The organism is Vibrio sp. CUB2 (assembly GCF_001557945.1).
Lineage (GTDB): Bacteria > Pseudomonadota > Gammaproteobacteria > Enterobacterales > Vibrionaceae > Vibrio > Vibrio owensii.
In genome coordinates this window covers 1-12,561 of record NZ_LNRB01000006.1, presented here as the reverse complement: position 1 = coordinate 12,561, position 12,561 = coordinate 1, and the positions used below count along the sequence as shown (strand labels likewise).

At 47.5% G+C, this 12,561-nt stretch carries 12 protein-coding genes; all 12 read right to left on the bottom strand.

Going from position 1 to position 12,561, the window contains the following annotated elements:
• Window positions 1-52: 52 nt before the first annotated feature.
• The gene (gene fliG / locus ATB78_RS11120; protein WP_005438679.1) at window positions 53-1,108 is read right to left on the bottom strand and encodes a flagellar motor switch protein FliG; all 1,056 of its coding nucleotides are present in this window, start codon (window positions 1,106-1,108) and stop codon (window positions 53-55) included.
• Window positions 1,101-2,843 carry a flagellar basal-body MS-ring/collar protein FliF gene (gene fliF / locus ATB78_RS11115; RefSeq protein ID WP_005438677.1) on the bottom strand — a complete coding sequence of 581 codons (1,743 nt, stop codon included), beginning with the start codon at window positions 2,841-2,843 and terminating at the stop codon, window positions 1,101-1,103. The genes fliG and fliF overlap by 8 nt, the downstream gene beginning before the upstream one ends.
• Before the next feature lie 15 nt (window positions 2,844-2,858).
• A complete protein-coding gene (gene fliE / locus ATB78_RS11110; protein ID WP_005438670.1) occupies window positions 2,859-3,170 on the bottom strand; it encodes a flagellar hook-basal body complex protein FliE in 312 nt (103 codons plus the stop codon).
• 126 nt (window positions 3,171-3,296) lie between these two features.
• Window positions 3,297-4,706 (bottom strand): sigma-54 dependent transcriptional regulator, encoded by a 1,410-nt coding sequence (locus tag ATB78_RS11105; RefSeq protein ID WP_041057872.1) that lies wholly within the window; start codon window positions 4,704-4,706, stop codon window positions 3,297-3,299.
• Between the two features lie 36 nt (window positions 4,707-4,742).
• A complete protein-coding gene (locus tag ATB78_RS11100; protein ID WP_005438668.1) occupies window positions 4,743-5,774 on the bottom strand; it encodes an ATP-binding protein in 1,032 nt (343 codons plus the stop codon).
• A gap of 193 nt (window positions 5,775-5,967) precedes the next feature.
• Window positions 5,968-7,434 (bottom strand): sigma-54 dependent transcriptional regulator, encoded by a 1,467-nt coding sequence (locus ATB78_RS11095; protein WP_005438666.1) that lies wholly within the window; start codon window positions 7,432-7,434, stop codon window positions 5,968-5,970.
• Window positions 7,435-7,720: 286 nt separating this feature from the next.
• Window positions 7,721-8,131 carry a flagellar export chaperone FliS gene (gene fliS, locus ATB78_RS11090; protein ID WP_005438665.1) on the bottom strand — a complete coding sequence of 137 codons (411 nt, stop codon included), beginning with the start codon at window positions 8,129-8,131 and terminating at the stop codon, window positions 7,721-7,723.
• Between the two features lie 12 nt (window positions 8,132-8,143).
• Window positions 8,144-8,449: a flagellar protein FliT gene (locus ATB78_RS11085; RefSeq protein WP_061008703.1), complete on the bottom strand. Its 306-nt coding sequence runs from the start codon at window positions 8,447-8,449 to the stop codon at window positions 8,144-8,146.
• On the bottom strand, window positions 8,450-10,462 hold the full coding sequence (gene fliD / locus ATB78_RS11080) for a flagellar filament capping protein FliD (RefSeq protein ID WP_061008702.1): 2,013 nt from the start codon (window positions 10,460-10,462) through the stop codon (window positions 8,450-8,452). It lies immediately after the preceding gene.
• 20 nt (window positions 10,463-10,482) lie between these two features.
• Window positions 10,483-10,911, bottom strand: coding sequence for a flagellar protein FlaG (gene flaG / locus ATB78_RS11075; protein ID WP_061008701.1), 429 nt, complete (start codon window positions 10,909-10,911; stop codon window positions 10,483-10,485).
• A gap of 80 nt (window positions 10,912-10,991) precedes the next feature.
• Window positions 10,992-12,122, bottom strand: coding sequence for a flagellin (locus ATB78_RS11070; RefSeq protein ID WP_038896146.1), 1,131 nt, complete (start codon window positions 12,120-12,122; stop codon window positions 10,992-10,994).
• 299 nt (window positions 12,123-12,421) lie between these two features.
• Window positions 12,422-12,561, bottom strand: a 140-nt coding sequence (locus ATB78_RS28365; RefSeq protein WP_258184934.1) for a flagellin, incomplete at its 5' end; no start/stop codon positions are given.

Genomic DNA, 12,561 nt, shown 5'->3' with positions numbered 1-12,561 from the left:
TGCGACTAAGGAAGTGCATTCCTCCCACTTAAGCAGGAGGAATAAAAAAGGATTATAAGAACTCGTCTGCGCCGCCAGACAGCATGATTTCGCCAGCGTCTGCCATACGACGAGCAATCGCCAAGATTTCTTTTTGTGCCGCTTCCACGTCTGCAACACGAACTGGTGGCATTGCCTCGATATCGTCACGCATCATCTCAGCGGCACGCTTAGACATGTTCTTGAAGACTTTCTCACGTAGAGAGTCGTCGGCACCTTTAAGTGCACGTTGCAGAACGTCTTGAGGAACGTCACGCAGCAATTTCTGAATACCTTGGTCGTCCACTTCCACCAAGTTCTCGAATACGAACATGAGATCTTGGATTTGTGTTGCCATATCTTCGTCTTGGTCGCGGATTTGCTCCATCAAGATACCTTCGACGTTGTTGTCCAGGTAGTTCATGATTTCTGCTGCTGCCTTCAAGCCGCCAATCTTCGCTGCTTGTGCACCCGCTTGACCTGCGAATTGTTTCTCCATGATTTCGTTCAGCTCTGCCAGTGCCGATGGCTGAACTTCTTCTAGGTTGGCAATACGCATCATCAGATCCAGACGCACACGCTCTGGGAACTGAGAAAGGATTTCTGCCGATTGGTCCGCTTCCAAGTACGAAAGTACGATGGTTTGAATCTGCGGGTGTTCGTTGACAATGATACTTGCCACTTGGCGAGGATCCATCCACTTGAGTGAATCCAGACCTTTCGAGCCAGTACCCAATAGGATTTGGTCGACCAAGTTGTTTGCTTTGTCTTCACCCAGAGCAGCCACCAGCGCATTACGCATGAAGTCTTCGCTGCCCATACCGATGTTGGTGTATTTCTGGATGTCTTCTAAAAACGCACGATGCACACCAGACACTTTGTCTTGGCTCAGATCTTTAGCGCGCGCCATTGCACTACCAACCCGTTGAACCTGCTTTGGTTCTAAGTGACGGATGATGCCAGCAGCGTCGCCTTCGTTCAGGCTTAGTAGCAAAATCGCCGCTTTTTCTTCACCTGTCATGCTAGAGACATCAAACTCCGCAGGAACACCTACGCCATTTTCATCTTGAGGTACGATATCGTTAGCCATTTTCGTTCATCCAGTTTTTCACAACTTGAGCAGCAAGTTCTGGTTCGTTTGCCACCAGAGCACGTACTGCTTTGAGTACATCTTCATCTTTGTGAAGGTTTGGCAAATCAATGCTTGAACCAAACTCAAACAGTTCACCGCTTTCGATGTCGCTACCAATTAGGCTGGTTTCACCATCCGCACCAATTGGCAAGCCATCTGGTCCGTACATTTCGTCTTCGTCGGTGCTCGCAGGGTTAAGCAGTTTCTTCATTGCTGGGCGAACCAGAACCAAGATAACCACGATGATCACCAACGCACTCGCGAACCAACGAACCCAATCGTTGAAGTTTGGATGTTCCCAAATTGGTGGATCAACCATTTGCTCAAGCTCTGGCTCAGCAAACTTCACGCTAAGGACGTTTAGCAAGTCACCACGGTTTTGATCAAAACCAACGGTACCAATCAGCACTTGGCGAATGGCGTTAATTTCTGATTCTGACAGCGGCGTATAAGTCACTTCGCCCGTATCTGGGTTTACGGTGCGACGGTCTTTGATCGCCACCGAAACGGTTTGACGCGCCAATGTGCCCGTTTGCTTGCGCTCGTGACTGATAGTGGTGTCGAGTTCAAAGTTACGCGTTGATTCTTTACGGACTGAACCTTGCCCAGTCAGCGAACCGTCTTTCATCTGCGCCACATCTTGAGGAATCGACGCATCGGCTGGCGGTTGGTTACTTAGAGCGCCAGGAATGCCCGCAACCATATTGCCGTTGTTGTAATCTTCTAGCGCGTATTCACTGCGCGTTGCTGGAGTATTCGGATCGAAGTTCTTACGAGTTTGCTCAACAGTGCTGAAATCCATTTGGATATCGACCTGAGCGGTGTAGTTACCAAAACCTAGGATTGGTAGAAGAACAGAATCGATCTTCTCGCGCAGCGCTTGCTCTTGGCTACGCTCTAACTCTTGTTCTTTACGACGCGCAGCAGACGCAGGGTCTTGAGAACCTGAGCTAAGCAGACGGCCGTGTTGGTCCGTTACCGTAATACGAGAGGTCTTCATGCCCGGAACGGCACTTGCCACCATATCAACGATGGAATCCACTTCTTGCTGTTTTAGGTTTGCGCCTGTAGAGAGCGTCAAAAATACTGAGGCAGACGCTTCTTGATTGTGACGAACAAACACACTGTGTTTTGGCAGAGCAAGCAACACACGCGCTTTACGCACCTGCTTCATCTCTTCAATCGCTTGTGCAAGTTGGCGTTCACGGCTGAGCTTCAAACGTTCTTGTTCCAAACGTTGTGATACACCAAAGCCCATGTCTTGCAGCAGAATGTCATCGCCTGCCGCTGTCGCTTGGTTCACACCCGCACGCACCATGCCCAGTTTTATCGAGTTGTAATCACTCGATTCCACAGAAATGGTGTTGCCATCTAGCTTGTAATTGATTTTTTGCTGGTCGAGGTAATCCAGCACTGGGATCAGTTCTTCGGTTTCGTATGCACCAAGCGGGCGCATTTCCGGTTCTTTCACCCAGAAGAAAAGCATCACAATTAACGCAACACAGATAGAGATAGACAGCACTAACACAACCTGACGAAGTAAATCGAGGTCGCCTACTGCCATATCGAATTTTGACGCACTGCGCTCTTCAAGATCTGGGTTTTGGCTATCCACATCCAAATCTGAGCCAGCGATCAGTGCACCATCTGCGCCGCCATCAGTGACGGTTAAATCTGTAGACTTGTCTGCCACACTTATTACCTAAAATTACACTGGCATGTTCATGAGATCCTTGTAGGACTCAACGAGCTTATTGCGGATTTGTACAGTGGCATCAAATGCGACACTGGACTTGTTACGAGCAATCATAACGTCAGAAAGGGAAACATCGGCATCACCCCGGTCGAAACGCGTTTGCAGATCGCCCGATGCTTTTTGAAGTGAGTTTACGTTATTGATGGCTTTCGTTAGGAGATCACCAAAATCTGCCCCAACTTTCGCACCTGTTGCAACGGGAGCGGTGTTGGTCGCTTCCACCATCATGGCGCGCATTTCTGCCTGAATACCATCAACTTTCATTGTCACCTCTAAGCCAAAAGTTTGACTATTAAATAAAACTGATTATTGACACAGCAATTACTGTGCCATAAGACAATAGTGCCGTAGTGTACCCACACTTTTGTCCTATGGCTATTTATGTGAATACTAAGCCGGAATATCGATACCAGCGTCACGCATTTTGGCGAGTTTGTAGCGCAAAGTACGTGGACTGATGCCCAATTTCTCTGCCATTTCTTTACGACGACCGTTACATTCGATCAGCGTTTCCAAAATGATCGCGTATTCTTGGTCACGCAGTTCACCACCGAGTCCTTCACCACCAGCGGCAACACGGTTGATAGATTCTGCTTGCGCGACTGGCTTAACATCTGGCACCACCACTTCTGCATTTTGTACAACACGTTGCAGGCTGCTGGCATCTTGCCAATCTACACCTTCTAGCAAAATGTGTTCTGCATCAATGTCACCGTTTTCACTCAAAATCAGAGCACGTTGAACCACGTTATCCAACTCACGAACGTTACCCGGCCATGGGTATTGAAGCAGCTTATCTAATGCGACTTGAGAGAACTTAGGCACTGGCATACCCATTTTACTGCAATGACGTTCAGCAAGGTGTTGCGCAAGTGGCGAGATGTCGCCTTTACGCTCACAAAGTGCTGGCCATGAGATTGGGAATACGTTCAAGCGGTAGTACAAGTCTTCACGGAAGTTGCCTTCTGACACGTACTGCTTAAGGTCACGGTTACTGGTTGCTAATACACGAACGTCCAGCTTGATGCTCTTACGGCTACCCAAACGCTCCACTTCACGCTCTTGAAGAACGCGCAGCAGTTTCGCTTGTAGGCTCAAATCCATTTCACTGATTTCATCCAGCAAAATGGTGCCGCCTTGGGCTTGTTCAAACTTACCTGGACACGCTTGAACCGCGCCAGTAAACGCGCCTTTCTCGTAACCAAATAGTGTCGCTTCCAACATGTTGTCTGGAATCGCCGCACAGTTAATCGCAACAAAAGGACCGTCTTTACGGTTTGAAGCATTGTGGATGTAGCGAGACATGACTTCTTTACCTGAGCCGCTTGGGCCCAAGATCATTACGTTAGCATCCGTGCGTGCCACTTTGTCAGCTAACGCAAGTAGGCGTAGACTTTTCTCGTCCGCAACGACTGCATCACCGTTGTCATCACTTTTGATTGGTGCGTAGCGGCTCACCATGTTCAGCAGAACTTCTGGTGCAAATGGCTTCGCCATGTAATCAATCGCACCTTCTTTCATTGCCGACACTGCGTCTTCAATGTTTGCGTAAGCCGTCATAAGAAGAACTGGCAAGTTTGGCCAATTCTGTTTGATATTACGTAGCAGAGCCAAACCGCCCATGCCGGCCATTTGTACATCAGAAACCACGATGTCCACCGCGTTCGACTTCAGCTTCACTAAAGCGTCTTCTGCACAATCGGCTTCTAACCACTCGTACCCTGCCAGAGCCAGAGTATCCACTAGGGCTTCACGAAGACCTTCATCGTCTTCTACGATCAGCACTTTGCTTTGCGCCATTATGATTCTCCAGTAATTGTTATCGACAAAAGCCGCTTATTGCGCTTCTGCTTGCACTCGCTCTAGCGGAATGCACATGGTAAAGCAGGCTCCATCACCCTGCTCTGAAATAAGTTCCAATCGACCGTCATGGGCACGGCAAACCATTTGAACCACAGCGAGCCCTAACCCGGTTCCTTGAGAACGCGTGGTAAAGAATGGCTCCATAATTTTTGCTTGCAGTTCTTTTGGTACACCCGGACCGCTGTCTTGCACAGAAATGCGCAGTTCACCGTTCACCGGGCGGAAAAAGACATCTATTTGCGATTCCTTTCCAGACATCTGAATCGCATTCATCACTAAGTTACTCAGTGCTGAAGCAATGGCGTTAGCGTTGCCTAACAGCTCAGTGTTCTCTTCTTCGACTTCTAGGAAGTAGTCGATGCTGTTGTTCTTCAGCGCGGTTTCCACCATCGGCTGATATTCGGCAACAAGCTGAGCAATGTTAAAAGGCTTAATGACTTTATTATCACCACCTTTGGCAAAAAGCAGCATATCATTAACCTGCTTCTCCAAATCGTGCAGTCGATCCATTAATTTGCTTTGGAATCGCTCTCTTGTCGCCGGAGGGAGATTTGGCGCACCTAAATTGGATGCATATAGCATAGCGCTCGATAACGGCGTTCTCACTTGGTGAGCCAAAGAAGCCACCATGCGACCAAGCGATGACAAGCGCTGCAAGTCACTCACGCGAGATTGCAGCAAACGCGTTTCTGTTAGGTCGGTGATCAGGATAAGTTGACCCGTCGCAGAGGCCGAGATCGCCAAACGGACCTTACGGCCATTACGCAGTGAGACTTCATGACCATCATCTTCGCGCGGATCAAATACCACTTGGATGATGTTGAACCATTTCTCGTTGACCAGTGGGATTTCAAGGATACGGTGCGCTTCTGGGTTGGCTTCTCGTACCACACCGTGTGTATCCAATAAGATCACACCTGCGGGCATCACATCCAAAACCTGCTTATAACGTTCGACCTGATTCTCTACCGAGTCTAAATGGGATTGGTTGGTATTATTGTCCATTCACTGCCTGTCGAAATATCGCCATTTAAAAACTAAAATAGCTTGGCAAGCAATTAGCGTACCAAGCTATTTTCTATATTTATCATAGCATTATACTAACGACAAGAAGTTGACACTAGGAAAAGTGCGCTTTTCTTGTCGGAAAAGACAACAAGCACAATGGAAAGTGCTTACTTTTGATGTCAGATAAAACCTAGCGTTGTAGGTTGTATTTGCGCATTTTCTCAACCAAAGTCGTGCGTCGCATACCTAGCATGTCAGCAGCTCTTGCTACAACACCACCTTGTGCTTCTAACGCTTGGCTGATCATGTTGACTTCCATATCGGCTAGAAGCTCTTTCAAGTTCACGCCTTCTGGCGGTAAAGCTTGAGGAGCATTCATGTTGTGGTCCAGATCGCTTTGATCTTCAAAACTGAAGTTCTCAGAGAAGATGTCTTGGAACACGTCACGCTCTTGTTCTTCAACCGAAGTAAACGGGTTACCTTCTGGTTGGAACTCAGGAATATCACTGTAACGGTACTTGGTCGGCAGATGGTTTACGTCGACCAAACTGTTTGGGTAGAGAATAATCATGCGCTCAACAAGGTTGGCAAGTTCACGAACGTTACCCGGCCAGTTGTGTTCCATCAGCGAGTTAATCGCACGAGGAGTGAAGCAAATTGGTTGTCCGCCTTCTGCTTCCAAGCGCGTCATTAGCTCTTGTAGCAACAAAGGGATGTCTTGCTTACGTGCTTTTAGCGCAGGCATCTCGATTGGGAAAACATTCAAGCGGTAGAAAAGGTCTTCACGGAACGTGCCGTCGTCGATCATGGTTTCTAGATCGCGGTGCGTTGCAGCTACAACACGCACGTTTACTTTGATCGTGGTGTTGCCACCTACGCGCTCAAAACAACGCTCTTGCAGAACACGCAGCAACTTCACTTGCATCGACATTGGCATATCACCAATCTCATCAAGGAAGATCGTACCACCCTCGGCTAGTTCAAAACGGCCTTTACGTGAGGTCAACGCGCCAGTGAACGCTCCTTTCTCATGACCAAACAGCTCACTTTCCAGAAGCTCTGGTGGGATCGCGCCACAGTTGATTGGCACAAACGGACCATTACGATAGGCAGAATGGTAGTGAATGTTACGTGCGACTACTTCTTTACCCGTGCCAGACTCACCCAAGATCAGCACATTTGCTTCTGTGCCCGATACTTGTTCGATCAAATGACGAACTTCTTGAATGCCTCGGCTTTGACCAACAAGGCTACGGAAAAGGGTATTTTTACGCGCACTTGCGACTACATTAACGCCTTTGCGACCAAGGAAGTCTTTGCAGTGACGTAACGCTTCGCTAAGTTGCGGGTAGTTTAAAGGTTGTTCTAATTCACCGACAAAATTTGGCAAGTCATCAACAGGCAGTGGGAAAGAACCCAGAACCAGAAGGGGGATATGGTACGCTTCGTTGAGGTGGGTCATCACCGCTGTCGCAGCACGACCTGCAGAGATGTTACCAACAATGCAACCTGACCAAACGCTAGACCAGTCTACATCGCCTAGCTGATCAGAACTGACAGCTTCGCAACTTTCTCCAACAAATTCCAATATATTGCTTATATTCAAACGACTTGGTGCATCGTCATCGATTACAAGCAGCTTTGCCAAACCTTGCATAAGTAAGAATGATTGCCTTTATTATGGGTGTGTTGCGGCCAGACCTTGATTTGCGCAATTGAGTGTCAGAAAGGTGGGACCACTCTCAATTAACGATAGACAAAATAGGAAAATCAGCAACAAAAAAAAGCCATTAGGGGCCACTAATGACTTCTATTTTATTTGAATAAAAAAATAAGGCAACCAAGCAATAAAGAGGTGTGAGCTTGATTGTAACTTTACTGAACGACTTTCTGTGCAATCAGACACAATACCCTACCAAATAAGTAAGGTATTGTTTTATCTATTAAATGCCTACTTCCGCAGCCGTTAAGTTGTGAAACTCAGTTGGGATCTGGTCCCAAGCTGATTTGATCTCACGAATAATGTCGATAACATCGTCGATCGGTTGAGGATCGTTTTGGTGGTTCGCTGCCGAGATCTGAGTGATCATGAACTCGTAAAGTGAATCTAAGTTTGATGCAATATCACCACCGTCGTCCATAGACAGACAGCTGCGCAGTGCGATGATGATGTCCAACGCTTTACCCAGACGCTCACCTTTTGCAGGAATGTTGCCTGCTTGCATTGCTGCTTTACCTTGGATCAGACGCTCAATTGCACCCGCCATTAGCATTTGAATGACTTTGTGCGGAGAAGCCGCGCTCAATTGGCTGTCGACTGATACCTTTTTGTATGCTTGCAAAGAACCGCGCATAGTATTCCTCTTTTATATAAATTTTTTGTACTGCTGAAGCGAACGTTGACCATAACGGAACTTATGAAGCTCTTTACCAACATTAGTGGTCTCGTTTTGCATCAGCTCTACAGTTCTTTTGGTACGAATGAGCAAGTCTTGCCACTCTGCTTCCTGCTTAACCGATGGATTGCTTTCAACAATGGTTAACAGGTTTTGCAATAACTGTTCCCTGATATCGACCAAACGTTGAATTTCTTCAGCGTTAAAGTCGACTTTTTCCAGTTCTTGCGTAATTAGTTGATCAATATCACTAATTTCAATGAGTTCGTTTTTCATCTATTGACCCAACGCGTTCATCAACGCCCCCAACTGTCCTTGCATCTTGCCTGTGGCATCTTGCATTGCAGCGAATTTTGCGTGGGTACGTTTTTCTAAACTGTCCATGCGGCGATCTAATGCCGCTTGGTCGTCGCCCAATCTATAGTTCTGTTCTGTCAGGCTCTTTTCACGAGTACGGATGCTGCCAGTGAAGCCCGTGATGCCTTGAATCGCATCTTCCACACGTTTGGCAAAACCGGTGTTGCCGCCGAAGAACTTCTCTAACTCGTTAAAGTTGTTGTTCAGTTGGCGATCTAACATGTCGTAATTGATTTCCAACGAACCTTGGCGTGTGGTGGTAATACCGAACTCAGTTAAAGATTTCAGGTCTTCTGGGGCTTTTTCAATGGATGTTGAGAACACCGATTTCAGGCGCGCATCAGCGTTACGTACTGTGCTATCGCCCGCGAGCGGCCCTTTCTGGCCTGTTGTCGGATCGACACTGGCGAGCGCTTTTGAGGTTTGGTAGAACGAGTTGTATGCTGAAACAAAATTTTCGATGTCTGCACGAACGCTTTGGCGATCGTACTCTACGCCAATTTCAGCTGGCGGTTTACCCAGTTCGGATTTGCCTTTCAACGTGAGGTTTACACCTTCAATGGCGTCTTCAATCACGTTGTTATGGCTCGACAGTTGTGCAACGCCATCAAGCATCACTTGCGAATCCTGACCCGCTTGCACTTCAGTCATGCCTGAATACACTTCAAAGGCTTTTTGCGCCTCTGAGATCTTTGCCTCTGCGACATCAATTTTCTCAAGACGCTCACGCTCTTCAGGCTCGAGCTTGGCACGATGGATTTGTTTCGCTTGCTCTTCTGTTAACTCGCCACGCTCAACTTTTTGGTCAAGCTCTTGCTTTTCATCGGCAATCTTTTGCTCGATTTCAGCTTTCTCTTGTTCGAGCTGTTGTTTAGCTTCTTTGGTCGTCACGTAAGAATCGGTCAGTGTGCCAGAGACAGCATTGTTCCAACCCGGTACGTCTGGAGCTTTAGCAATGGCTTCTTCGTCCAACTCTAATTCTGGCGGACGGTAAGAGTCGAGGAGTGTGCCTGAAGCAGTTTCAGTCCAGCCAGGGATACTGTCTTGCGGACGCATACCCGCTCGTTTATTGGCAGCATCAATTGCTTCTTGCCCTGCTTTCGCCGCAGCGGCACCAGCTGCAGAGATCGGTTCATCCGCTGCGCCATCTTGCGCATTCTCTGCCGCTTTTTGTTCTTCAGGAGGTATAGGATTGCCGTCTGCATCCACCTGTTCAGGTTGGTCTGCATCGGTCTTTGACTCTGGTTCTTTCAGAGGTCCAAGTACGGCTTCTGCCGCTTCACGAGCTTCTTCAAGCGCGTTCACTCGGTCTTCCAGAGTTTTGTATTCGAAATGTTTCAGAGGGTTACCGGCTTCGGCTTCCACACTGACTTTAATTTGATGGTCCTTGCCTGAAAGGTTTGAGGCAAGGATCAAACGCGGCCCTTCTACGTCGTTAATCACGGAAGCACGTACGCCAGGGTTATCCTTAGCGCCGTTAATTCCACGAACGACATCAACTAGCTTGGAGCTAGAACGGACATTAACGTCGAAGGTGTCATCACCAAGAGAAATCTGCAGCTTACCAGCCCCAAACTTGGCGTCTTCTGGCAAAACGTCAGAAGCCACTTTATGGCTCTGTGCAAGCTGCAACACATCGATAGCATACTTACCGGCTATAGCGTCAGTAGTTGCGGTTGCGGATACGATTTTATCATCGGTGGTTTCTACCGTACGAACGGCAAAAGCCTTCTCCTGACGAAAATTCGCCATGAGATTTTTCATCGTATCCAACGATTCTCTGAGTCGCCCATAGGCACTGATGCTGGCGTCAATTGTCATACGCTCGTTGTCGATGCGTTGCTGCTTTGGCACACGCTCGGCATCTACAATTTTGCTGACCATGGAATTGATATCCATGCCGCCAGACATCCCCAAAGGGCCTAAACTCATCAAATCACCTCAAAAACGACTTACACCTTTTCAACTAACAAACCGCGGTTAGCTGTGTGCTCAGCTAGGCGACGCAATACCACGAGCATTTCTTCATCAGGGATCTGACGAATTACGTCACCGGTTGTGGCTTCGTAAATCGTCACAACGTCTCGGCCCGATTCTTCATCGACTCGAAACGCTACCCCTTTATTCATGGCGCTCACAAATTCATTCATTTGCTCGACCATTTTTTCGCGTTCTTCTTTGTTCAACTCTTGGCGGGACTCCGCCATTTCAATCGCAGCTTGAACAGAGAGATCACGTTCGGCATCGTTCGGTTTTTCAATGGGAACGGTGCCGTTAGAACTTGCTGTGCTAGGCGTGCCTATGCCATTTTCTTTAGCAACTTTTGTGCCACTCGGTGTGCCGTAAGGCTGGATGTTCGATGCGTAGGAGGATATTTCCATTACAATCTCCCTTCCACCTTATGAGCTAACGATTAGGTCTATCGCTTTGGTGATGGTATCACTAGGCTGAGTCGACCCAATTAGCCCAACAAGCTCAGCGCTGCAGATGGTGACTGCTTCGCTTGTGCCAAGATTGAAGTACTTGCTTGTTGAAGGATTTGCGACTTAGTCATTGCTGTCGTTTCCTTCGCGTAGTCAGTATCTTTAATACGGCTGTTAGACGCGTTAACGTTCTCGTTAATGTTGTCTAGGTTGCTGATAGCGTGGTTGAAACGGTTTTGGAATGCACCAAGAGACGCACGTTGGCTGTCTACTGATTTTAGTGCGCCATCAATGATAGCTACCGCTTCTTGAGAACCTGCAACTGATGTTACGTCGATGTCTTTAACTGTTACGTCTTTTGCGTCGCCGAAACCAATTTCACCTGCTAGGTTGCCAGAGAACTCAACATCGCCAGTTACTTTTTGAGAAGCAGCAAATACTTGTAGTTTACCGTCTTCGCCTACTGATGCTTTCACATCGTCGCTCTGACCGTTGATGTAAGTTGCTAGCTGCTCGATATCATCGCCTTGTTTCGCGTTGATAGTCAGCTCTTTCTCTTCACCTTGCTTGTTGGTGTAGCTCATCTTAAGTTCAGTTTTGTCACTTACTGTCCAAGACGCGTCTTTACCGTCTTCTGCTGCGTAGCTCTTACCGCCCATTGCAGAAGTATCAGAACGTAGGTTACCCATAGAAAGCATTACTGCTTCACCAGAGTCCGCACCGATTTGGAAAGATTGAGTACCGTAAGTACCGTTAAGAAGCTTGTTACCACCAAATGAAGTTGTTTCAGCGATACGGTTTAGTTCGTCGTTAAGTGCTGTCACTTCTTCTTGGATCGCTACACGTTCTGATTTTGAGTTCGAACCGTTCGCAGATTGAAGCGATAGGTCACGCATACGTTGTAGGATGTTGGTAGATTCATTCATTGCACCTTCAGCAACCTGTGCAATAGAAATACCGTCGTTCGCGTTTTTCACAGCCATGTCCAGACCACGGCTCTGTGCGTTCAAACGGTTAGAAATCTGTAGACCGGCAGCATCGTCTTTCGCGCTATTGATTTTATAACCCGAAGACAAACGCTCCATTGATTTTTGTTGACCTTCAGCCGCTTGGTTTAGGTAACGCTGTGCGGTCATCGCAGAAACGTTAGTATTAACGTTAATCGCCATAGTTGATCTCCTTAAGGCTTTAGTTGATGCACCGTCGTGTCTCTCACCTCACTTAGGTACATCTCATTTCTCTCAGTCCCTTTAACGGCGGCCTATAAATATCCTTTAGGAGAAATTTTCAATTTTTTGCGATTATTTTCTTTGGCTTACTGAAGTGTGATGAATCTCTAATATTGTAACTGGAGGTAACCCAAGCTTATCCAAACCTAAAAAACGGGCATAAAAAAACCCAGCCGAAGCTGGGTTTACTCGCTCATCTCTCACCACGAGCCAATGAGGTTCTTGTCTTAGGTTAGAAATTAACCTAGAAGACTTAGCGCTGAGTTAGGCGCTTGTTTCGCTTGCGCAAGGATTGAGCTTGACGCTTGCGATAGAATTTGTGACTTGGTCATTTGAGTCGTTTCTTTCGCGAAGTCTGTATCTTTGATACGGCTCTTCG